We start from the raw sequence: 22,568 nt of genomic DNA, 5'->3' as shown, positions 1-22,568 counted from the left end.
GTCAGGCTCGACGATAGGCGGCCCCGGATGCGGCTCGTCCGTGCCGGTTCGAACCGCGCGACGGCGCGTCAGGTGATGGTGACCGTGCGGCCAGTCAGCGAGATGCGGCCGGCGGCGAAGAGGCGGACGGCCTCGGGGAGGAGCGTGTGCTCGAGCGGCTGCAGGGCCGCGTGGAGGGCGGAGGCGTCCGCGCCGGGCGGGACGTCGATGGCGCCCTGGAGGATGATCGGGCCGGTGTCGACGCCCTCGTCGACGAAGTGGACGGTGACGCCCGCGACCTTCGCGCCGTAGTCGATCGTCTGCTGGATCGACCCGATGCCGGGGAACGCGGGGAGCAGCGCAGGGTGGACGTTGATGACGCGCTGCGGGAACGCCGCGAGGAACTCAGGCGAGACGAGCTGCATGTAGCCCGCGAGGACGACCAGCTCCACCTCCGCCGCGCGCAGCCACTCCGCGATCGCGAGATCACGCGCGAGGCGCGTGTCGTACTCCGCGCGCGGGAACGTGCCGGTGGCGATGCCGAGGTCGGCCGCGCGGGTGAGGGCGCGCGCGTCCGGCTTGTCCGACGCCACGGCCACCACCTGCGCCTCGCGGCCGTGCACCGTGTCGAGCAGGGCCTGGAGGTTCGTCCCGCTCCCGCTGGCGAGGACCCCGACGCGCAACGCGGCGCTCACGCGACCTCGAGCACCGGGTAGTAGCCGCCCGTCGACCGGATGCGGCCGGCGGTGATGAGCTCGTCCACCCGCTCGAGCACCTCGCCCTGCGCCAGGTGGGCGAACGCGCCGTAGTCGGGGAGCCCGTCGTACGAGTGCTCCATGACCTTCTTCGAGCGGCTGCCGCGCAGGATCTCGACCGCGCGCGTGCGGCCGACCGAGGGCTCCGCGGAGCCGACCACCGCGACGATCGCCTCGTCGAGCGTGCCCGCGCCGCCGCCGCGCGACCCGCCCGGGCGGCGCTGCGGCGTCGGCGGCGCGGCGGGCCGCAGCGACCCGTCGCACACGTCGCAGCACGGCACCTCCGGCGCGGGCTCCCGCGTGTCGCCGAAGTGCGCGAGCAGCGCCGCGCGGCGGCACGACGTCGACTCGACGAAGCCCCACACCGACCGGTACTGCTGCCAGCGGATCCGCTGCGCCTCGCCCGCGAGCGTGCGCGCGTTGGCCTTCGCGCGCGCGTCGAACGTCTGCAGCAGCCGCCCGCGCACGCGGTCGGGCGACGACGGCGCCGGCTGCACCGTGCCGACCCGCGCGAGGATGCCGAGGATCGCCCGCACCTGGTCGTCGGAGCACTCGCCCGTGACGAGCTCCGCCAACTCCAGGTCGTAGCGCCCGGTCTCCGCCGCGGCCGCGCCGATGCGCCGCGCGATCCGCGCGACCTCGGCGTCCGCGATCTCGCCGCGCTGGATGAAGAAGACGTGCAGGCCCTTGTCGCGCCCCTCGGCGAACAGCAGCGCCCGCGACGGCGCCCCGTCGCGGCCCGCGCGGCCGGCCTCCTGGTAGTACGCCTCGACCGACCCCGGCACCGACTCGTGCGCGACCGTCCGCACGTCGGCCTTGTCGACGCCCATGCCGAACGCGTTGGTCGCGACCACGACGTCGACCGACCCGTCCATGAACCGCCGCTGCGTCTCGGCGCGCACGTCGCGCGCGAGGCCCGCGTGGTACGGCAGCACCTCGCAGGACAGCGCGCCGCTCAGCCGCTCGGCCAGCTCCGCCGTCCGCGCCCGCGTGCCCGCGTAGACGATCGCCGGCAGCGCGCCCTCCTCCTGCAGCGCCGCGACCAGCCGCCGCTCCTTGTCCGCGCGCGTCTTGCACGGGACGACCGCGAACGAGAGGTTCGGCCGGTCGAACCCGGTCGAGACGCGCACCGGGTCGTCGAGCCCGAGCCGGGTCGCGATGTCCGCGGCCACCTGCGGCGTGGCGGTCGCCGTCGACGCGACGATCGCCGCCGCGCCCAGCCAGCGCGCGGCGTCGGCCAGGCGGAAGTAGTCGGGGCGGAAGTCGTGGCCCCACTGCGAGACGCAGTGCGCCTCGTCGACGACGAACAGGCCGACCCGCGCGCCCTGGATCTGCTGCAGGAACGCCGGCGACGAGAACCGCTCCGGCGCGATGTAGAGGATCTTGTGCTCGCCCCGCACCGCGCGCGCGACCGTCGCCGTGTTCTCCGCCGCGGACCGCTGCGCGTTGACCAGCCCGACCGCGCCCGGCGCCACGCGCTCGAGCCCTTCGACCTGGTCCTGCATCAGCGACACCAGCGGCGACACGACGATCGTCAGGTCGTCCCGCATCAGCGCCGGCAGCTGGTAGCAGAGCGACTTGCCCGCGCCGGTCGGCATGACGATCAGGACGTCGCGGCCGTCCAACGCGGCCTCGACGGCCTCGCGCTGGCCGGGGCGGAAGTCGGCGAAGCCGTAGAGCTGGTGGAGGGCGGCGGAGGGATCCATCGGGAGGTCGACGACGCTAGCCACCGGCGCGGTCGCCATCGGGCCTCCGAAGGAGAGCTGTGACAGATCCTCCACGAACCTGTGACTGTGCGCGCGCGGTCGGACGGAAACCGGGGCTCAGGCGCGCACGAGGGGCAGCTCGCGCTCGAACGCGAACTTGTCCTTCTCGTCCACCTCGCCGAGCGGGTACTCGCCCGTGAAGCACGCGTCGCAGTGCGTGTCGCGCGACTGCCCGATCGCCTCGTACACGCCCTCCAGCGACAGGTACGCCAGCGAGTCGGTGCCCAGATGGTCGGCGATCTCCTGCACCGTCCGCCCGTGCGCGACCATCTCCTCGCGCGAGGACATGTCGACGCCGTAGTGGCACGGGTGCTTGATCGGCGGCGCGGAGATGCGCATGTGCACCTCGCGCGCGCCCGCGTCGCGCAGCATCTGCACGATCTGGCGCGTCGTGTTGCCGCGGACGATCGAGTCGTCGACGACCACGATCGACTTGCCGCCGACGATCTCCGGCAGCGGGTTGAACTTCATCCGCAGGCCGTGCTTGCGCAGCTCCTGCCCCGGCTGGATGAACGTCCGCGCGACGTAGCGGTTCTTCACCAGGCCGTCGTCCTGCGGGAGCCCGGACGCGCGCGCGAACCCGCGCGCGGCGGGCGTGCCGGAGTCCGGCACCGCGATCACGAGGTCGGCCCCGGGGACCGGCGCGTCGCGCGCGAGGATCTCGCCCATCTTGCCGCGCGCGGCCTGCAGCAGCGTGCCGTTCATGCGCGAGTCGGGGCGGGCGAAGTAGATGTACTCGAAGACGCAGAACGCCTCGCGCGCGCCCTCGACGCCCATCCGCGACTGGATGCCCTTCTCGGTGAGCGAGACGATCTCGCCGGGCCGCACGTCGCGCAGGTGGGTCGCGCCGATGATGTCGAACGCGCAGGTCTCGGACGCGACCACGTAGCGGTCACCGATCTGGCCGATGGAGAGCGGGCGCAGGCCGGCGGGGTCGCGGAACGCGATCACGCGGTCCTTCGTCATCACGACCGTCGAGTAGGCCCCCGAGAGGCGCTGCATCGCGTCGGCGACGGCGTCCTCGAGCCGCTCGGCCGGGTGGTTGGCGAGCATCGCGGCGATGATCTCGGAGTCCGACGTGGAGCTGAACCGGACGCCCTGCCCGCGCAGCTCGCCGTGGAGCTCGACCGCGTTGACGAGGTTGCCGTTGTGCGCCAGCGCGATCTGGTGCTTGTCCGAGCGGTAGACCGGCTGCGTGTTCTCCCACGCGTCCGAGCCCGTCGTCGAGTACCGCGTGTGGCCGATGCCGAGCTCGCCGCCCAGCGTGCGCAGCTTCTGCTCGTCGAAGACCTGGTTGACCAGGCCCCGGTCGCGCAGCGTCATGATGTGGCCGCCGCGATCGCACGAGGCGATGCCCGCGGACTCCTGACCACGGTGCTGCAGGGCGTACAGGGCGAAGTAGGCCAGGCGGGCCACGTCGTGACCGGGAGCGTAGATCCCGAACACGCCGCACTCATCGCGTGGACCGTCACGCAGGGGGTCCATGAGTTGACCGAGGATAGCGACCGCGGCGGCGGCATCCGCGCCGGAAAACCCGCGAGAATGCGGGGTTCCGGCGCGTGCGGGCGCTGCTACGGCAAGAGCGTGGCCAGCGCGGCGTGCGCGGCAGACAGCTCGGCAAGCGGGATCGCGTCGTCCCCGATGGTCAGCGCCTCGCCGCCGACGGTGCCCAGCACGGTCAGCTCGACCCGCTGGCCGAGGCGTTCGATCGCCTCCGCCGAGCCCGACACGACGAACCCGCCGGGGGCCTCGCCGAAGAGCCAGGCCTCGTCGCCGGTCTGCAGGTCGACCGTCGCGCCGACGCCGCCCGCCAGCGCGGACTCGGCGACCGCGACGAGCACGCCGCCCTCGGCCACGTCGTGGGCGCTCGACAGCTCGCCCGCGCGAACCGCCTCGCGGATCGCCTCCTGCGCCGCGCGCACGGCCGCGATGTCGACCGGCGGGAGCCCATCCGGCAGCGCCTCACCGCGGAGCTTGGCCAGCTCGGAGCCCGGCAGCGACGGGCGGAACGGCCCGGCCAGCGCGATGACGTCGGCAGAGCCGGCGGCGAAGCCCGACCGTCCCGCACGCGCGGGATCCGGCAGCTCGCCCACCATCCCGACGACCGGCGTCGGGTAGATCGGCCCGTCCGGCGCCTCGTTGTAGAGCGAGACGTTGCCGCCGACGATCGGCGCGTCGAGCGCGCGACAGGCGTCGCCCAGGCCGCGGACGGCCTCGCTCAGCTGCCACGCGACGTGCGGCTTCTCGGGGTTGCCGAAGTTGAGGTTGTTCGTCGTGCCGAGCGGCTCGGCGCCGACGCACGCGAGGTTCGACGCGCACTCCAGCACGTTGCCGACCGTGCCCCAGTACGGGTCGCACGCGACCTTGCGCCCGGAGCCGTCGATCGCGGTCGCGATCGCGTTCCCGCCCTCGAGCTGGAGCACCGCGGCGTCGGCCTGCTCGGGCCGGCGGACCGTGCGCGACTGCACGAGCCAGTCGTACTGCTGGAACAGCGGCAGCCGCGACGCGATGTTGGGGGAGCCGAGCAGCGCGAGCAGCGTCTCCCGCACCGACTCCCCGCCGTCCAGCACGGCCTCCGGCGCGGGGTAGAGCTGCTCGGACGGCTTCTCGGGGAAGAGGTCGTACAGCGGACAGTCGTCGACCAGCGCCTCGACCGGCATGTCGCCCACGACCTGGCCGCCCGACGTCACGACGACGCGGCGCGTGTCGGTGACGTGGCCGATCGCCGTGCCGTGGACCTCCCACTTCGCGCACAGCGCGAGCACCTCGTCCACCCGAGCCGGCTCGACGACGCAGAGCATCCGCTCCTGCGACTCGGAGACCATGATCTCGAACGGCGCCATGCCCGCCTCGCGCAGCGGGACCTTGTCGACGTCGATCTCGATGCCGACCTCGCCCTTGGACGCCATCTCGGCGGCCGACGAGGTCAGGCCCGCCGCGCCGAGGTCCTGCAGCGACACCAGCAGGCCGGAGCGCAGCAGCTCCAGCGAGCACTCGAGGAGCTTCTTCTCCTCGAACGGATCGCCGACCTGGACCGACGGGCGCTTGGCGCTGTCGTCCTCGCCGAACTCCGCCGACGCCAGCACCGACGCGCCGCCGATGCCGTCGCGGCCGGTGGAAGCGCCGAAGAGCACGAGCACGTTGCCCACGCCCGCGGCCGCGCTGCGGATGAGCGAGTCCGCGTCGGCGATGCCGAGCGCCATCGCGTTGACGAGGCAGTTCTGCTCGTACGGGCCCTCGAAGTAGACCTCGCCGCCCACGGTCGGGACGCCGATCGAGTTGCCGTAGTGGCCGATGCCGCTCACCGCGCCGTCGAGCAGGTACCGCGAGCGGGCGGAGGACGGCTCGCCGAAGCGCAGCGAGTCGAGCACCGCGATCGGCCGCGCGCCGATGGCGAAGATGTCGCGCAGGATGCCGCCGACGCCGGTCGCGGCGCCCTGGAACGGCTCCACCGCGGAGGGGTGGTTGTGCGACTCGACCTTGAACGCGATCGCCGTGCCGTTGCCGACGTCGACCGCGCCCGCGTTCTCGCCCGGGCCCATCAGGACCTTCGGCCCCTTGGTCGGGAGCGTGCCGAGCAGCTTCTTGGAGTGCTTGTAGGAGCAGTGCTCGCTCCACAGCAGCGAGAACATCGCCAGCTCGACGTCGTTCGGCTCGCGCCCGAGCTTCTCGATGATCAGCGCGTACTCGTCGCGCGTGAGGCCGAGGGCGACGGCGTCCTCGACGGTGGGGAGGGTCGTGGCGTCAGACAAGGACGCGCGCCATCGACTCGAAGATCCGCAGGCCGTCGGTCGAGCCCGTCAGCGGATCGACCGCGTGCTCGGGGTGCGGCATCAGGCCGAACACGTTGCCGGCCTCGTTGGCGACGCCGGCGATGTCGTTCGTGGAGCCGTTCGGGTTGCCGTCGTGCGCGTACCGCAGCACGACCCGCACCTCGTCCACCTGCTCCTCCGGCACGAAGTAGCGGCCGCTCATGTGCTTGGCCGGGATGGAGAGCCGGTCGCCGACCGACAGGCCCTGCGTGAAGCGCGTGTCGGCGTCGACGACCTCGAGGTTCACCTGGCGGCAGATGAAGCGCAGGCCGACGTTGGGGAGCAGCGCGCCGGGCAGGAGCCCCGCCTCGCACAGCACCTGGAAGCCGTTGCAGATGCCGAGCACCGTGCCGCCGCTCTCGGCGAACTCGATGACCGACTCCATCACCGGCGAGAAGCGCGCGATCGCGCCCGCGCGCAGGTAGTCGCCGTAGGAGAACCCGCCCGGGACGACGACCGCATCGACGCCCTGCAGGTCGCGGTCGCCGTGCCACAGCGCGACGACGTCGACACCATCGACGCGCGCGCAGGCGAGCTGCGCGTCGACGTCGTCGCAGGTGCCGGGGAACGTGATGACGCCGAACTTCGCGCTCACGCGACGATCTCGTAGTCCTCGACGAGCGGGTTCGCGAGGAGCTTCTGGCACATCGCGTCCACGGCCGAGGCGTCCTCGACGTCCAGCTCGATCAGGCGCCCGACGTGGACGTTCGACACGCCCTCGAAGCCGAGCGCAGGCAGGGCGCGCTCGACGGCGACGCCCTGCGGATCGAGGATGCCCTCCTTGGGGCGGACGAGCACGCGGACGCGCGGCATGGGCTAGGCCTCCTCGGACGCGCCGGTGCGCGCCAGCCAGTCGGCGAACGGCTCACCGGTGATCTTCTCGTAGGCCTCGACGTAGCGGTCGCGGGTGCCGCGCGCGATGTCGTCGGGGATCTCCGGCGCCGGCGGGTTCTTGTCCCAGCCGGTCTGCGAGGCCCAGTCGCGCACGTACTGCTTGTCGAAGCTCGGCTGGCCGCGGCCCGGCGCGTAGCCGTCGACCGGCCAGAAGCGCGAGGAGTCCGGCGTCAGGACCTCGTCGCCAATGGTCAGCTGGCCGTGCTCGTCGAGGCCGAACTCGAACTTCGTGTCGGCCAGGATGACCCCGCGCTCGCGCGCGTGGTCCGCGGCGAACTGGTAGAGCGAGATCGAGATGTCGCGCAGCTTGCCGGCCAAGTCGGCGTCGCCGACGAGCTCGGTCGCCTGGTCGAAGTCGATCGCCTCGTCGTGGCCGACCTCGGCCTTCGTCGAGGGCGTGAAGATCGGCGTCGGGAGCCGCTCGGACTCCTGCAGGCCGGGCGGCAGCTCGATGCCCGAGACCTTGCCGGTGGCCTGGTAGTCCTTCCAACCCGAGCCGGTGATGTAGCCGCGGACGACGCACTCGACCGGCAGCATCTTGAGCTTGCGCACGACGACCGCGCGGCCGCGGACCTCGTCCGGCACGCCGTCGGTGGCCGAGAGGAAGTGGTTCGGGACGATGTGCCCCGTCTTGGCGAACCAGAAGGCGGAGAGCCCGGTGAGCACCTTGCCCTTGTCCGGGATGCCGTTCGGGTGCACCACGTCGTACGTGGAGATGCGATCGGAGGCGACCATGAGCAGCCGGTCGCCCAGGTCGTACATCTCACGGACCTTCCCGGACGCGATGAGCGGGAGGTCGGCGAGAGCGGTCGTCATGCGGAGGAAGCTAGCAACCGCCTCGGCGGGCGCAGCGCCCCGCTGCGCCTAGTAGCCGGGCAGCGCCGGCACGTCGTCCGGCCGGTCGCCGATCCGCCGCGCGGCGCTCGTCGTCGAGCCCAGCGGCCGCAGCTCCCCGGCCCGGCCCATGCCGACCGCCGGCATGTTCCCGTAGATCGTCTCGTACGCCCCGGCCTCGACCTTGTACGTCTCGTGCCAGATGCCCACGTTGCCGTTGTCGCGCGTGCGGCGGTTGAACTCGGTCCACGCGGGCAGGTGGTTCGCGTCGCGCGCCCGCGCGTAGGCCTCCAGCGCGTCGAACGAGCGCCAGTACTGGAGGACCGCCGGGCCGCCGAACATGATCGCCTTCTCGGAACCCAGGCAGCCGAGCTCCGGCTGGTCCTCCAGCTCCTTGAGCATCGGCGGCATCGCACGCGCCACCGGCAGCCAGTCGCGGACCTTCAGCGGCTTGGTGATCCGCATCCCCAGGGCGAACACGACGAAGTCGCCGTCGAGCGTCGCCGAGAACCTTCCCTTGTGGATGTGAGTGAACACTCCGTCACCTTACGCCTTCTGTGTCGATCGTTGCAAGCCGGTACGCCTCGACCGGCTCCCGCTTGCCCTTCACCGCCACCGGCGCGAGCCGCTCGGCTCCCGCGCCCGTGAGCCCGTCGAGCCGCGCCAGCGTCCCGGCGCCGACCACGACCTCGCCGACGCCCGCGACGCCCTCCAGCCGCGCGGCGACGTTGACGGTGTCGCCGACGACGGTGTACGAACGGCCGGCGCCCGCGCCGAGGACGCCCACGACCGCCTCGCCGCTGTTCACCCCGCAGCGGAACCGCGGCCACTCCGGGTGCTCGCTCGCCAGCGGCGCGACCGCCGCCTGCAGCTCGTGCGCGGCCGCGACCGCGTGCGCCGCGTGGTCGGGCTGGTCGCCGCGCGTGTTGAACGTCGCCATCACCGCGTCGCCCATCAGCCGGTCGATCTCCGCGCCGCGGCGCTGGAGCGCGGGCAGCGCGGCCTCGAACGTCGCGTTGAGCATCGCGCTCACCTGCACCGGGTCGCGCCCGTCGGCGAAGGTGGTGAACCCGGCGAGGTCGGCGAACAGCACGCTCACCTCGCGCACGCCGCACGAGGTGTCGTCGAGGTAGAGGTCGCTGTAGCGCTCGGACTCGGGCTCGCGCCGCACCGCCCACGCGATCGCGCCGAACGCCGCGAGCATCAGCACGTGCCACTCCCACCACGACGCGTGCCAGTTGCGGGCGAACGCGACCGCGACCATCGCCTCGGCCAGCAGGACGAACGCGACGACGACGGCGAGCAGGACGGTGGAGCGGGAGCGGCGGGCGAGCTGGAGGTACCGCACCGCGGCGTAGGCGTAGGCGATCAGCGCGACGATCGCCGCCGCCACCAGCGGGCCGGACGCGCGCTCGACCGGCGTCGGGTCGTCCAGCGGCGGCAGCTCCGCGAGCGAGACGACGGCCCACACGGCCATGCAGGCGACGAGCGCCGCGCGCAGCGTTCCCGCGTGCGCGACGACCCGCGCCGCGCGCTCCCGCGTCATCGGCGCCGCGGACGCCGCCGCCAGCAGCGCGGCGAGCACGAGGCCGACCGGCGTGGCGATCGTGAAGCCCTGGTTCGGCGCGTCGAGCAGCACCTTCGGGGTCGCCAGCGCGTGCAGCGCCAGGAAGCCGGCCGCCGCGAGGAACGCGGACGAGACGAGCGTCAGCCGCGCGTCGCCCCGCCGCCGCGCGACGTCGCCGGTCGACCAGGCGAGCGCCGCGCTGACGCCCGCCGTCGCGATCACGAGCCAGAAGTGGGCCGGATGGTCCTCCCACCTGAGGTGCTCCTCCGAGCCGGAGAGGAGCACCCCGAACCCCGCGAGCGGGAGGAGCAGCAGGAGCCAGAGGAGCGTCACATGGCGACGCTAACCGGCTCAGGAATCCGGTGTGACGCGCACGTGGTCGACGACCTGCGCGGCGAGGCCGACGTAGGCCGCGGGGGTGAGGTCGAGGAGCCTTTGGCGGTCCTCCGCATCCAGTTCCAGGCCCGCCACGAACTCGCGCAGGCGCGCCTCGTCGATGCCCGCACCGCGCGTCAGCGCCTTGAGCTGGTCGTACGGGTCGTCGCCGCCCTTCTTGCGCATGACGGTCTGGACCGCCTCGGCCAGCACCTCCCACGCGTCCGCCAGCTCGGCGCCCATCGCGTCGGCGTTGACCTCGATCTTGCCGAGGCCCTTCAGCGCGCTGCGGATGGCGAGCAGCGAGTGGCCGACGACCACGCCGCTGTTGCGCAGCAGCGACGAGTCGGACAGGTCGCGCTGGAGCCGCGAGACCTGCAGCGTCGCCGCCATGTGCTGGCCGAGCGCCGTGCCGACGCCCGCGTTGGCCTCGCTGTTCTCGAAGTCGATCGGGTTGACCTTGTGCGGCATCGTCGACGAGCCGACCTCGCCGGCCACGACGCGCTGCTTGACGAGCCCGCGCGAGATGTACGCCCAGACGTCGCGGTCGAAGTCGACGAGGATCTGGTTGAACCGGGCGAGCAGGTGGAACAGCTCGGCGATCCAGTCGTGCGGCTCGATCTGCGTCGTCACCGGCGCCCACGTCAGCCCGAGCGACTCGACGAACGCCCGCGAGCGCGCCTCCCAGTCGACCGACGGGTCCGCCACGTGCAGCGCGCCGTACGTGCCGACCGCGCCGTTGAGCTTGCCGCGGTACTCCTGGCGGGCGAGCTGCTCGAGCTGGCGCTCCCACCGCGCGACGAAGACCGCCATCTCCTTGCCGAACGTCGTCGGCGTGGCCGGCTGGCCGTGCGTGCGGGAGAGCAGCGCGGTCTCGCGCGCGTCGAGCGCCAGCCCGCGCACGCCGTCGACCAGCTCGCGCGCGGCCGGCAGCCATGCGTCGCCGATCGCGTCGCGCAGCATCAGCGCGTACGAGAGGTTGTTGACGTCCTCGGAGGTCAGCCCGAAGTGGATCAGCTCGCGGACGTCGGCCGGGACCTTGTCGCGCAGGAAGTACTCGACGGCCTTGACGTCGTGGTTCGTGCGCGCCTCGATGTCCTTGACGGCCTGGGCGTCCTCGTCGTCGAAGCCGGCGACGAGGTCGCGCAGCGGCAGCAGGTCCGCGCGCTGCTCGGTGAGGGCGAGCAGCCACTCGACCTCGACGTGGACGCGGCGCTTGATCAGCGCCCACTCCGAGACGTGGTCGCGCAGCGCGGCGACCTGGCGGGCGTAGCGGCCGTCGAGCGGGGAGATGTCGCGCAGGCTCACAGGGGGACTCCGTTGATGCGAACGAGGTGGAGGGCGGCGATGGTGGCGGCGTCGGCCACCTCGCCGGAGAGGACGAGGGCGTCGAGCTCGGCGGGCGTGACGGCGCGCGTGCGAAGGCCGACCTCGGTCGCCTCCGGCTGCGCCTCGCCCTGCTCGAGCTCGGTCGCGAGGAAGACCTCGCCCCACTGGCTGCAGATGCCGGGCGCGTAGAAGATGCGGCCGAGGCTTCGGAGCGTGCCGGCGCGCAGGCCGGTCTCCTCCAGCAGCTCGGTGCGGGCCGTCTGCTCGGTGCCGGCGGCCGGGTCGCCGTCGAGCGCACCCTGTGGCAGCTCCCACAGGAAGCGCTGCGTCGGGTACTTGACCATGCCGACCAGCGTGATGCGCTCGCCGTCCCACGGGACGACGATCGCGCCGGGCACCTTGTCGACGACGGCGTGGATGCCCGGCGAACCGTCCGGCCAGGTGATCTCGTCCTCGCGCACGGTCAGCCACGGGTTGGCGTAGACCGTGCGCGAGGAGCGGGTGCGGATCGGCTTGTCGCCGCCGCCGCTCACGCCTTGAGGATGCGGAGCGCCAGGTGCGCGGCGTTGCGCGGGTTGTCGAGGCCGACCGCCGCGACGGGGACGCCCGGGGGCATCTGGACGATCGAGAGGATCGCGTCGAGGCCGCCCGCCGCGGTGAGGCTGGAGGTGAGCGGGACGCCGATCACCGGCAGGTCCGTGTGCGCGGCCGCCACGCCCGGGAGCGCGGCGGAGATGCCGGCGCCGGCGATGATGACCTTCAGGCCACGCATCCGCGCGTTCTTGCAGTAGTCCGCGACGAGCTCGGGGTCGCGGTGGGCCGACATGACGCGGATCTCGTGCTGGACGCCGGCCTCCTCGAGGACCTTGCCCGCCTTCTCCATCGTCTCCATGTCGGACTTCGAGCCCATGATGATCCCGACGCGCGGGGCGCCCTCGTCCAGGGCTTCCAGGTCGGTGGTGGCGGTCTCGGTCAGGGGCTCGGTCTCGGTCTGGTCGGTCATGCGCGCTCCACGGCCCGCTGCGCGATGTCGCGCCGCAGCTGACGGCCATCGAAGGTGATCAGGTCCGCCGCAGCATAGGCAGCGTCCCGCGCGGTGGCGGGCGTTGCGCCAAGGGCGGTGACGTTCAGGACGCGTCCGCCGGCCGTGACGATGTCGTCGCCCTGGGCCGCGGTGCCGGCGTGGGTGACCTCGATGCCGTCCGCGACGTCGTCCAGGCCGGCGATCACGTCGCCGCTGCTCGACGACTCCGGGTAGCCCTTCGACGCGAGGACGACGGTCACCGCGTAGTCGGGCGCGAAGTCGAGCGTCACGCCCTCCAGGCCCCCGGGGCGCGCCGCCTTCGCGAGCGTCTCCGCGAGGTCGGTGCGCAGCCGCGGGAGGACGGCCTGCGTCTCCGGATCGCCGAAGCGGACGTTGAACTCGAGCACCTTGGGGCCGTCCGCGGTGAGCATCAGGCCCGCGTAGAGGACGCCGTGGAAGGGCGTGCCGCGCTCCTTCAGCAGGTCGATGACCGGCTGGTGGACGGCCGCGGCCAGCTCGTGCACGTCGGGCGTCCCGGGGACCGGCGAGTACGCGCCCATGCCGCCGGTGTTCGGGCCCTGGTCGCCCTCGAAGATGCGCTTGTAGTCCTGCGCGGGCGCCATCGGGACGGCGCGCTCGCCGTCGCAGAGCGCGAGCAGGGAGAGCTCCTCGCCCACGAGGTGCTCCTCCACGACGACCGCCTCGCCGCCGAAGCGCCCCTCGACGAGGAACTCGTGGAGCGTCGCGCGCGCCGTCTCCTCGTCCTCGGCGATGACGACGCCCTTGCCGGCCGCCAGCCCGTCGTACTTGAGGACGGTCGGGTAGCCGCCGGTGCGCGGGATCGCCGCGAGGCCGTCCTCGACGGTGGTGACCGTCTCGTACCGCGCGGTCGGCACGCCGGCCGACTCCATGACCTCCTTGGCGAACGCCTTGGAGCCCTCCAGCCGCGCGACGTCCTGGGTCGGGCCGAACGCCGCGATGCCCTCCGCGGCGAGCGCGTCGACGAGGCCCGCAACCAGCGGCGCCTCCGGACCGACGACGACGAGGTCGACCTGCTCCCGCTTGGCCGCCGCGACCAGCCCAGCGATGTCCGAGCCGGGCACGTCGAGCACGCGCGCGTCGCGCGCGATGCCGGGGTTGCCGGGCGCGGCCAGCACCTCGGGCGCGCTCGGCGCGCGCTTGAGCGCCCGGACGAGCGCGTGCTCGCGCCCACCGGGTCCGACGACGAGGACCTTCAACTAGAGCCCGGCGATGAAGTCGTCGATCGGGATCGCCACGAGCGTCTCGAAGCGCGTGGTGCCGCGCGAGCTCAACTCGATGGAGACCCGCGACATCGTCTGGTCGTCGGGCGCCTCGACGACGTTCACGAAGTCGTAGTGACCGAGCGTCGCCCACTGCGCCTTGACCTCGGCGCCCAGCTGCTCGATCTCCTTGTTGACCTCCTTGATGCGCTGCGGGTTGTTCTTGATCGTCTGGACGCCCTCAGGCGTCAGCGTCGACAACATCACGTACGTGGGCATGCAGGCGTTTGTATCTCAAACGCCCGCATGCCGCACGCACATCCGCGGCTACAGGGTGATCGTGGCCTCGCCCACCGGGACGACGCCCTTGGCGAACGTCAGCTCCCCGTCGGCGCCGGCGTCGACCTGCACGACGTCGCCGTCGCGGAACTCGCCCTCCAGGACGGAGATCGCGAGGCGGTCGACCAGGTGCTTCTGGATGACCCGCTTGAGCGGGCGGGCGCCGTAGGTCGGGTCGTAGCCGAGGTTGCCGATGAGCTGCTTGGCCGCGTCGGTGAGCGTGACCGTGATGCCGCGCGCGGCGATGCGCTGCAGCACGCGCTCGGTCTGCAGGTCGACGATCGCGCCGATCTGGTCGCGCGACAGCGGCGCGAACTCGACGATGTCGTCCAGGCGGTTGATGAACTCGGGGCGGAAGTGGCCCTCCGCGCCGCTGCGGCCGCCCGGGATGTTCGACGTCATCAGCAGCACGACGTTCTTGAAGTCGACCGTCCGGCCCTGGCCGTCGGTCAGCCGCCCGTCGTCCATCACCTGGAGCAGGATGTTGAACACGTCCGGGTGCGCCTTCTCGACCTCGTCGAGCAGCACGACGCCGTACGGACGCCGCCGCACCGCCTCGGTCAGCTGCCCGCCCTCGTCGTAGCCGACGTAGCCGGGAGGCGCGCCGACGAGCCGGGCCACGGAGTGCTTCTCCATGTACTCCGACATGTCGATGCGGACCATCGCGTCCTGCGTGTCGAACATGAACTCCGCCAGCGCGCGCGCCAGCTCGGTCTTGCCGACGCCGGTCGGGCCGAGGAAGAGGAACGCGCCGATCGGCCGGTCCGGATCGCTCAGCCCCGCGCGCGAGCGGCGCAGCGCGTTCGACACGGCCTCGACCGCCTCGTCCTGGCCGACGACCCGCTGGTGCAGGCGCTCCTCCATGTGGACGAGCTTCTCGACCTCGCCCTCCATGAGCCGGTTGACCGGGATGCCCGTCCACTTCGCGACGACCTCGGCGATGTCCTCGGACGTGACCTCCTCCTGGAGGAAGCCCTCGTTGCCGTCGGTCCGCTGCTCGGCGTCGCTCAGCGCCTTCTCGAGCTCGGGGATCGTGGAGTAGCGCAGCTCGGCGGCGCGGCCCAGGTCGGCCTCGCGCTCGGCGGCCTCCATGTCCTTCTTGGCCCGCTCGAGCTGCTCGCGCAGCTGGCCGACGTGGCCGATCGCGTCCTTCTCCGCCTGCCAGCGCGCCGTCATCTCCGACAGCTGCTCGTTCAGGTCGGCCAGGTCGCGCTCGATCGCCTCGCGCCGGTCGACCGACGCGACGTCGGTGTCCTGCTCGAGCGACTGGCGCTCGATCTCCAGCTGGAGCACGCGGCGCTTGACCTCGTCGATCTCCTGCGGCACCGAGTCGATCTCGATGCGGAGCTTGGACGACGCCTCGTCGATGAGGTCGATCGCCTTGTCGGGCAGGAAGCGGTCGGTGATGTAGCGGTGCGAGAGCGTCGCCGCGGCGATGACGGCCGGGTCGGTGATGCGCACGCTGTGGTGCACCTCGTACCGCTCCTTCAGGCCGCGGAGGATCGCGATCGCGTCCTCGACCGACGGCTCCTCGACCATCACCGGCTGGAAGCGCCGCTCGAGCGCCGCGTCCTTCTCGATGTGCTTGCGGTACTCGTCGAGCGTCGTGGCGCCGACCGCGCGCAGCTCGCCGCGGGCGAGCATCGGCTTGAGCAGGTTCGCGGCGTCGACCGCGCCCTCCGCCGCGCCGGCGCCCACGATCGTGTGCAGCTCGTCGATGAAGAGGATGACCGTGCCCTCGGCCTCCTTGACCTCGTTGAGGACGGCCTTCAGCCGGTCCTCGAACTCGCCGCGGTACTTCGAGCCCGCGATGAGCGCGCCGAGGTCGAGCGCGACGACGCGCCGGTCGCGCAGCGACTCGGGCACGTCCTCGGAGACGATGCGCTGCGCGAGGCCCTCGACGATCGCCGTCTTGCCGACGCCCGGCTCGCCGATCAGCACGGGGTTGTTCTTCGTGCGGCGGCTGAGCACCTGGACGACGCGGCGGATCTCGTCGTCGCGGCCGATGACCGGATCGAGGTCGCCCTTCGCGGCCCGCTGGGTGAGGTCGACGCCGAACTTCTCCAGCGCCTGGATCTTGTCCTCCGGCGACTGGTCGGTGACGCGCTTGGAGCCGCGCACCTCGCCGAGCGCCTGGAGCAGCAGCTCCTTCGTCGCGCCCGCGGAGCGCAGCGCGTCGCCCGCCTTGGAGCCGTGGCCGGCGAGCGAGAGCAGCACGTGCTCGGTGGAGATGAACTCGTCCTTGAGCTCGCGCATCTCGTGCTCGGCGCCGCGCAGCACCTGGATGAGCTCGGAGGACGGCTGGCCGGACACCTCGCCGCCGTCGCCCATGGTGGGCAGGCCGGCGATCGCGGCGTCGAGCGGCGTGCGGATCTGGGAGACCGGCACGCCGAGCTTGCGCAGGACCGACGGGACGATGCCGCCGTCCTGCTCGAGGAGGACCGCGAGGAGGTGCTCGGGGGTCGCCTGCGGGTTGCGGCGCGCCTCCGCGAGACGCCCCGCGTCGCGGATGGCCTCCTGCGTCTTGATGGTGAAGCGATCTGGCTGCATGAAATCTCAGTCGGTCGGACTGAGATCAGTGTAGCTGGCCGGCGACGGCTTGTCGCGCGCGCGGAGTGGGTACGACCGCGCCATGGCCAACCAGGAGTTCCAGGGCGAGGAGAAGCGGCGGTTCCCGGCGCTGACGCTGGTCGGCGTCGCGATCGCCGTCGCCGTCATCGCCGTCGCGTTCGCCGCCGACTCGGAGTTCGGCTTCCCGGTCCTGATCCTGACCGTGATCTGCCTCGCCGCCGCCGTGGCGTACCGCGTGATCGCGGGCCGCAGCCGCACCGAGGGCGGGAGCGACGCCGACAGCCAGTCGAACTTCCCGCGCCAGGAGGCCCGCTTCGAGCGGCCGCTCGGCGACACGCCCGAGGCGCACGACGAGATCACCCCGCACGACCTGCCGCTCGACAACCCTGGCCGCGAGAAGGTCGAGCGGATCACCCGCGAGAAGGACCAGCAGACGACGCAGGGCACGCACCAGGGCCCGACCGCCTAGGCCGGGCCGCCGCCCCGCGTGTCGATCCTCGCCGCCACGACGGAGGGTGTCTCCGGCTCGGCCAGCGACACCGAGCTGGTCATCTACGCGCTCCTCGCGATCGCGGCGATCGTGCTGCTGGTCGCGAAGTGGAAGATCCACGCGTTCATCGCGCTGCTGATCGGCGCGATCGGGATGGGCCTCGCGGCGGGCCTCGGCCCGAGCGGCGTCATCGACTCGCTCGAGGGCGGCGTCGGCGACACGCTGGCGGGCGTCGGTCTCGTCCTCGGCCTCGGCACGATGCTCGGCAAGCTGCTCGCCGAGTCGGGCGGCGCGGACCGCGTCGCGTCGTCGCTGCTGGACCGCAGCGGGCCGGACCGCGCGCCGTGGGCGATGGCGCTCGTGGCGATGATCGTCGGCATCCCGCTCTTCTTCGAGATCGGCGTCGTGCTGCTGATCCCGGTCATCTTCGTCATGGCGCGGCGGGTGCAGCAGGCGCGCGAGGCGCGCGGCGAGGCCGGCGCGGGCGGGAACACGTACCTGCTCGTCGGCATCCCGGCGCTGGCGGGGTTGAGCGTGCTGCACGGCCTGCTCCCGCCGCACCCGGGACCGCTGATCGCGATCGAGGCGGTCGGCGCGAACCTCGGCACGACGATGCTCTACGGCTTCATCATCGCGATCCCGACGGTGATCATCGCCGGGCCGCTGTTCGCGAAGCTCTGCACGAACTGGGCCCACGCGGACCCGCCGAAGGACCTGCGCGACCAGGTCGCGCGCGAGGTGAAGACCGACAACCCGCCGAGCTTCGCCATCACGCTCGTGACGATCCTGCTGCCGGTCTTCCTGATGCTCGCGCGCACGCTCGCCGACGTCACGCTCGACGAGGACGACAAGGTGCGCGAGTGGGCCGAGTTCGTCGGCGAGCCGGCGGTCGCGCTGCTGATCGGCGTGCTGTTCGCGATGTGGTCGTTCGGCACCGCGCGCGGCTTCTCGCGCGACACGATCAGCGGCTTCATGACCGAGTCGCTCGCGCCGGCCGCCTCGATCCTGCTCATCATCGGCGCGGGCGGCGGGTTCAAGCAGATCCTCATCGACAGCGGGATCGGCGACGCGATGGCCAACGCCGTCGACGGGCTCGACGTCAGCGCGTTCATCCTCGCGTGGATCGTCGCGGTGATCATCCGCCTCGCGACCGGCTCCGCCACGGTCGCGACGGTGACGGCGGCGGGCATCATGGCGCCGATCGTCGCGGGCACCGACGTCGACCGACCGCTCCTCGCGCTGGCGATCGGCGCCGGCTCGCTCTTCTTCTCCCACGTCAACGACGCCGGCTTCTGGCTGATCAACCAGTACTTCGGCATGTCCGTGAAGGACACGATCAAGACGTGGTCGATCATGGAGACGATCATCTCCGTCGCCGGGATCGTCTTCGTGATGCTCCTAAGCCTGGTCGTCTGACGCCGCCGCGGCGGCGTCGGCGTCCGCCTCGTCGCGCGGGAGCGGGACGAGGTCGGTGGGCTGCGGCTGGTAGGGGACGAGCTCGCCGCGCTGGGCCTGCTGCTGGACGTGCTGGGCCTGGAGGTAGGAGGCCTCGGCCTCGCGGCGGGACTCCGCGAGCTGCTTCTCGAGCAGCTCGATCTTGCGCTTGGCCCGCGCGAGCTGCTGCTCGAGGTCGAGCACCCGCTCGACGCCCGCGAGGTTGAGCCCGAGCTCCGCCGTCATCTCCTGGATGCGGCGGAGCTTCTCGACGTCGGCCTGCGAGTACAGGCGCGTGCCCTTGGGCGAGCGCTGCGGCTCGATGAGCCCGCGGGCCTCGTACATCCGCAGCGTCTGCGGATGCATCTCGGCGAGCTCCGCGGCGACGGAGATCATGAAGACGCCGCGGTCGATCGAGACGTCGATGCGCGTCGTGGTGCGGCGCCGCTGCGTGCTCATGCGAACAGCCCCGCCCGCGGGTTGTCGCCGTTCATCGACTTCGACAGCTTCTCGACGAGCTTCTCCTGCTCGCTCGTCAGCTGGTCCGGGACGTCGATGACGAACCGGTAGTGGATGTCGCCGCGGCCCTTGCCGCCGAGCAGCGGCGGGCCCTCGCCACGCAGGCGCTGGACCGTGCCGTGCTTGGTGCCCGGGGGCACGCGCAGGCGCTTGCGCCCGTTGAGCGTCGGCACCTCGATCTCGCCGCCGCGCAGCGCCTCGGGGATCGTCAACGGCACCTCGACCTCGACGTGCTCGCCCTTGCGCTTGAACACGGGCGACTCGAGCACGTGCGTGATCACGAACAGGTCGCCGGGCTGGCCGCCGTGGCGCCCCGCCTCGCCCTTGCCGGCCAGGCGGATGCGGCTCCCCTCGCGGACGCCCGCGGGGATGTTGACCTTGTACTTCTTGACCGTCTTCGTGGAGCCCGAGCCCTGGCACGTCGGGCACGGATCCTCGATCACGGTGCCCGAGCCGCCGCAGCGCGAGCACGGCTGGGAGATCGAGAAGAGCCCCTGGCCCTGCGACTCCACCCCGCGGCCGTTGCACCGCGGGCAGACCTTCGGCGCGGTGCCCGGGCGGGCGCCGGTGCCATGGCACGTCGTGCAGCGCGTGCTGGTCGGGACCGTGAGCGACACCTGCGCGCCCGCGACCGCCTGCTCGAACGTCAGCGACACCTCCGTCTCGAGGTCGCGCCCGCGCTCGGACGACTGGGCGCGCCCCGTGGACGCGCCGCCCGCCGCTCCGCCGCCGCGTGCGCCGCCCCGCCCGCCGGCGTTGCCGAACAGGTTGGAGAGGATGTCGGAGAACGAGCCGGCGTCGAACCCGCCGGCGCCGCCCGCCCCACCGGCCGCGCCGCCGCCCGCGAACGGGTTCAGCCCGCCGCGGTCGTACTGCTTGCGCTTGTCGGCGTCGCCGAGCACGTCGTAGGCGTGCTGGACCTCCTTGAACCGCTCCTCGGCCTTGGGGTCGTCCGGGTTGCGGTCCGGGTGGTACTGGCGGGCGAGCTTGCGGTACGCCTTCTTGATCTCGTCCGCGGACGCGCCCTTGCCGACGCCGAGCACCTTGTAGAGGTCCTGCTGAGCCATCGCCGCGTGCTGCCTTACGCCGCCACGACCACGCGCGCCGGGCGGATCACCGTCTCGGCGAGCTTGTAGCCCTGCTGGTAGACCTCGACGACGGTGCCGGACTCGGCGCCCTCGACGGGCTGCTGGACCATCGCCTCGTGCACGTTCGGGTCGAAGACCTCGCCCTTCGGCGAGTAGCCCTCGACGCCCACGCGGGTGAGCGCGGCCATCAGCTCCGACTGCACGAGCCGGATGCCCTCGGTCAGGTGGTGCTCGCCGCCATCCGGCTGGGACTGCGACGCGGCCAGCGCGCGCTCGAGGTTGTCGAGCGCCGGCAGCAGCTCCTTGACGACCTTGGCGATGCCGCGCTGCTCGGCGAGGCTCTGCTCGCGCGCGGCGCGCTTGCGGTAGTTCTCGAAGTCCGCCTGCGTGCGCTGGGCGAGCTGGAGGAACTCGTCGCGCTCGGCCGCCTTGGCCTGCAGCTGCGCGAGGTCCTCCTCCACCTCGGCCGCGCCGTCGCCCGCGGGGGCCTGCGCCTCCGCGTCGGCGGCAGCCTCGGGCGAGGGCGCGCTCTCCGGCGCGCCCTCCTCCTCGGCGACCTCGGTCTTCCGGGTCTCGTCGCTCACTGCTAGCGGCCCTCGTCCACGACCTCGGCGTCCACGACGTCCTCCTCGGCGTCGTCGGCCGCCTGGGCGCCCGCGTTGCCGTTCGGGGCGCCGCCGGCCGGGCCGTCGCCCGCCTGCGCGGCCTGCTGCTCCTGCGCCTTGCGGTACATCGCCTCGGAGACCGCGTGGAACGCCGTCTGCAGCGCCTCGGCCTTCGCGTTGATGTCGGCCGCGTCCTCGCCGGCGAGCGCCTCGCGGACGTCCTTGATGCGCTGCTCGATGTCGGACTTGGAGGACTCGTCGATCTGGTCCTCGAGGTCCTTCAGCTGGCGCTCGGCCTGGTACGCGGCGTTCTCCGCGTTGTTGCGGGCCTCGGCCAGCTCGCGCAGGCGCTTGTCCTCGTCGGCGTGCGACTCGGCGTCCTGGACCATCTTCTTGATCTCGTCGTCGGACAGGCCGCCGCCCGCGCGGATCTCGATCTTCTGCTCCTTGCCGGTGCCCAGGTCCTTCGCGGACACGTTGAGGATGCCGTTGGCGTCGATGTCGAACCCGACCTCGATCTGCGGCACGCCGCGCGGCGCCGGCGGGATGCCGGTGAGCTGGAACTTGCCGAGCGACTTGTTGTACGTCGCCATGTCGCGCTCGCCCTGCAGCACGTGGATCTCCACCGACGGCTGGTTGTCCTCGGCCGTCGAGAAGACCTCCGACTTGCGGGTCGGGATCGTCGTGTTGCGCTCGATGAGCTTGGTCATCACGCCGCCCTTGGTCTCGATGCCGAGGGTGAGCGGGGTGACGTCGAGCAGGAGGACGTCCTTGACGTCGCCCGACAGGACGCCCGCCTGGACGGCCGCGCCGACGGCCACGACCTCGTCCGGGTTGACGCCGCGGTGCGGCTCCTTGCCCGTGAGCTCCTTGACCTTCTCCTGGACGGCCGGCATGCGCGTCATGCCGCCGACGAGGACGACGTGCTGGACGTCGGTGACGCCCTTGTCCTTCGCGTCGTCGAGCGCCTGGCGCACCGGGGCGACCACGCGGTCGATGAGCGAGGAGGTCAGCTCGTTGAACTTCGCGCGGGTGAGGCGCTCGTCGAGGTGCTTGGGGCCCGACTGGTCCGCCGTGATGAACGGCAGGTTGATCTGGGTCTCCTGCGCCGTCGAGAGCTCGATCTTCGCCTTCTCGGCCGCCTCGTACAGGCGCTGGAGCGCCATCGGATCGGACGCGAGGTCGATGCCCTGCGCCTTCTTGAACTCCGCGACGAGCCAGTCGACGATCGCCTTGTCGAAGTTGTCGCCGCCGAGGTGGTTGTCGCCCGCGGTGGACTTGACCTCGAACACGCCGTCGCCGATCTCGAGCACCGACACGTCGAACGTGCCGCCGCCGAGGTCGAAGACGAGGATCGTCTGATCCTCCTCCTTGTCGAGCCCGTACGCGAGCGAGGCCGCGGTCGGCTCGTTGATGATGCGCTTGACGTCGAGGCCGGCGATCTTGCCGGCGTCCTTGGTCGCCTGGCGCTGATCGTCGTTGAAGTACGCGGGGACGGTGATGACCGCGCTGTCGACGGTGTCGCCGAGGTACGCCTCGGCGTCGGCCTTCAGCTTCTGGAGGATCATCGCGCTGACCTCCGGCGGCGAGTACTGCTTGCCGTCGATGTCGACGCGCGCGTCGCCGCCAGGTCCGCTGACGACCTTGTACGGGACCATCGACTCCTCCTCGCGCACCTCGGCCTCCTTGCGGCCGACGAAGCGCTTGATCGAGAAGATGGTGCGGCCCGGGTTGGTGACGGCCTGCCGCTTCGCGACGGTGCCGACCAGCCGGTCGTTGCCCTGCGTGAACGCGACGACCGACGGGGTGGTCCGGCCGCCCTCCGAGTTGGGGATCACCGTGGGCTCGCCGCCCTCGAGGACGGCCATGCACGAGTTCGTGGTGCCCAGGTCGATGCCGATCGTCTTGCCCATGGTCTCCTACGGATTCGTTGCGGAAGAAATCTG

21 protein-coding genes are annotated in these 22,568 nt (G+C 72.2%); 2 read left to right on the top strand and 19 right to left on the bottom strand.

The window, feature by feature from the left end:
* Window positions 1-68: 68 nt before the first annotated feature.
* From purN to clpB, 15 genes are all read right to left on the bottom strand, one after another.
* Entirely contained in the window at window positions 69-674 is a 606-nt protein-coding gene (gene purN, locus AC1UE5_RS12180; protein ID WP_482923610.1) for a phosphoribosylglycinamide formyltransferase, read from the bottom strand.
* A complete protein-coding gene (locus AC1UE5_RS12175; RefSeq protein WP_482923608.1) occupies window positions 671-2,464 on the bottom strand; it encodes a RecQ family ATP-dependent DNA helicase in 1,794 nt (597 codons plus the stop codon). The genes purN and AC1UE5_RS12175 overlap by 4 nt, the downstream gene beginning before the upstream one ends.
* Window positions 2,465-2,557: 93 nt before the next feature.
* On the bottom strand, window positions 2,558-3,985 hold the full coding sequence (gene purF / locus AC1UE5_RS12170; RefSeq protein WP_482923606.1) for an amidophosphoribosyltransferase: 1,428 nt from the start codon (window positions 3,983-3,985) through the stop codon (window positions 2,558-2,560).
* A gap of 86 nt (window positions 3,986-4,071) precedes the next feature.
* The gene (purL, locus tag AC1UE5_RS12165) at window positions 4,072-6,252 is read right to left on the bottom strand and encodes a phosphoribosylformylglycinamidine synthase subunit PurL (protein ID WP_482923604.1); all 2,181 of its coding nucleotides are present in this window, start codon (window positions 6,250-6,252) and stop codon (window positions 4,072-4,074) included.
* Complete coding sequence (purQ, locus tag AC1UE5_RS12160) at window positions 6,245-6,907, bottom strand: phosphoribosylformylglycinamidine synthase subunit PurQ (protein ID WP_482923602.1); 663 nt, start codon at window positions 6,905-6,907, stop codon at window positions 6,245-6,247. Before purQ ends, purL begins: the two co-directional genes overlap by 8 nt.
* On the bottom strand, window positions 6,904-7,125 hold the full coding sequence (purS, locus tag AC1UE5_RS12155) for a phosphoribosylformylglycinamidine synthase subunit PurS (RefSeq protein WP_482923600.1): 222 nt from the start codon (window positions 7,123-7,125) through the stop codon (window positions 6,904-6,906). Before purS ends, purQ begins: the two co-directional genes overlap by 4 nt.
* 3 nt (window positions 7,126-7,128) lie before the next feature.
* Window positions 7,129-8,022 carry a phosphoribosylaminoimidazolesuccinocarboxamide synthase gene (locus AC1UE5_RS12150; protein WP_482923598.1) on the bottom strand — a complete coding sequence of 298 codons (894 nt, stop codon included), beginning with the start codon at window positions 8,020-8,022 and terminating at the stop codon, window positions 7,129-7,131.
* A gap of 48 nt (window positions 8,023-8,070) precedes the next feature.
* Window positions 8,071-8,577, bottom strand: coding sequence for a DUF4188 domain-containing protein (locus AC1UE5_RS12145; protein ID WP_482923596.1), 507 nt, complete (start codon window positions 8,575-8,577; stop codon window positions 8,071-8,073).
* Window positions 8,578-8,581: 4 nt separating this feature from the next.
* The gene (locus AC1UE5_RS12140; RefSeq protein WP_482923594.1) at window positions 8,582-9,940 is read right to left on the bottom strand and encodes an adenylate/guanylate cyclase domain-containing protein; all 1,359 of its coding nucleotides are present in this window, start codon (window positions 9,938-9,940) and stop codon (window positions 8,582-8,584) included.
* Window positions 9,941-9,958: 18 nt separating this feature from the next.
* Window positions 9,959-11,290 carry an adenylosuccinate lyase gene (gene purB, locus AC1UE5_RS12135; RefSeq protein WP_482923592.1) on the bottom strand — a complete coding sequence of 444 codons (1,332 nt, stop codon included), beginning with the start codon at window positions 11,288-11,290 and terminating at the stop codon, window positions 9,959-9,961.
* Window positions 11,287-11,844 (bottom strand): NUDIX domain-containing protein, encoded by a 558-nt coding sequence (locus AC1UE5_RS12130; RefSeq protein WP_482923589.1) that lies wholly within the window; start codon window positions 11,842-11,844, stop codon window positions 11,287-11,289. The genes purB and AC1UE5_RS12130 overlap by 4 nt, the downstream gene beginning before the upstream one ends.
* A complete protein-coding gene (gene purE / locus AC1UE5_RS12125; RefSeq protein WP_482923586.1) occupies window positions 11,841-12,314 on the bottom strand; it encodes a 5-(carboxyamino)imidazole ribonucleotide mutase in 474 nt (157 codons plus the stop codon). The genes AC1UE5_RS12130 and purE overlap by 4 nt, the downstream gene beginning before the upstream one ends.
* Complete coding sequence (gene purD, locus AC1UE5_RS12120) at window positions 12,311-13,573, bottom strand: phosphoribosylamine--glycine ligase (protein ID WP_482923584.1); 1,263 nt, start codon at window positions 13,571-13,573, stop codon at window positions 12,311-12,313. Before purD ends, purE begins: the two co-directional genes overlap by 4 nt.
* Complete coding sequence (locus tag AC1UE5_RS12115; RefSeq protein ID WP_482923581.1) at window positions 13,574-13,855, bottom strand: GYD domain-containing protein; 282 nt, start codon at window positions 13,853-13,855, stop codon at window positions 13,574-13,576.
* A 48-nt stretch (window positions 13,856-13,903) separates the two neighbouring features.
* Entirely contained in the window at window positions 13,904-16,465 is a 2,562-nt protein-coding gene (gene clpB / locus AC1UE5_RS12110) for an ATP-dependent chaperone ClpB (protein ID WP_482923579.1), read from the bottom strand.
* 82 nt (window positions 16,466-16,547) lie between these two features.
* On the opposite strand from clpB, the gene AC1UE5_RS12105 reads away from it, so the two are divergent.
* Together AC1UE5_RS12105 and AC1UE5_RS12100 are read left to right on the top strand one after the other, a co-directional pair.
* Window positions 16,548-16,955 (top strand): hypothetical protein, encoded by a 408-nt coding sequence (locus AC1UE5_RS12105; RefSeq protein ID WP_482923577.1) that lies wholly within the window; start codon window positions 16,548-16,550, stop codon window positions 16,953-16,955.
* An 18-nt stretch (window positions 16,956-16,973) separates the two neighbouring features.
* Complete coding sequence (locus tag AC1UE5_RS12100; protein WP_482923574.1) at window positions 16,974-18,392, top strand: GntT/GntP/DsdX family permease; 1,419 nt, start codon at window positions 16,974-16,976, stop codon at window positions 18,390-18,392.
* On the opposite strand, the gene AC1UE5_RS12095 is transcribed toward AC1UE5_RS12100, so the two are convergent.
* The 4 genes from AC1UE5_RS12095 to dnaK are packed head-to-tail and all read right to left on the bottom strand — an operon-like array spanning window position 18,375 to window position 22,535.
* Complete coding sequence (locus AC1UE5_RS12095; RefSeq protein ID WP_482923571.1) at window positions 18,375-18,869, bottom strand: heat shock protein transcriptional repressor HspR; 495 nt, start codon at window positions 18,867-18,869, stop codon at window positions 18,375-18,377. The genes AC1UE5_RS12100 and AC1UE5_RS12095 overlap by 18 nt on opposite strands.
* Window positions 18,866-19,996 carry a molecular chaperone DnaJ gene (gene dnaJ, locus AC1UE5_RS12090; RefSeq protein WP_482923569.1) on the bottom strand — a complete coding sequence of 377 codons (1,131 nt, stop codon included), beginning with the start codon at window positions 19,994-19,996 and terminating at the stop codon, window positions 18,866-18,868. Before dnaJ ends, AC1UE5_RS12095 begins: the two co-directional genes overlap by 4 nt.
* Window positions 19,997-20,010: 14 nt before the next feature.
* A complete protein-coding gene (gene grpE, locus AC1UE5_RS12085) occupies window positions 20,011-20,601 on the bottom strand; it encodes a nucleotide exchange factor GrpE (RefSeq protein ID WP_482923567.1) in 591 nt (196 codons plus the stop codon).
* A 2-nt stretch (window positions 20,602-20,603) separates the two neighbouring features.
* Window positions 20,604-22,535, bottom strand: coding sequence for a molecular chaperone DnaK (gene dnaK, locus AC1UE5_RS12080; RefSeq protein WP_482923564.1), 1,932 nt, complete (start codon window positions 22,533-22,535; stop codon window positions 20,604-20,606).
* Window positions 22,536-22,568: the final 33 nt, after the last annotated feature.

This window comes from Parviterribacter multiflagellatus, assembly GCF_056863265.1.
Note: the sequence above shows the minus strand (reverse complement) of the source record. Positions and strands in the feature narration are given on the sequence as shown.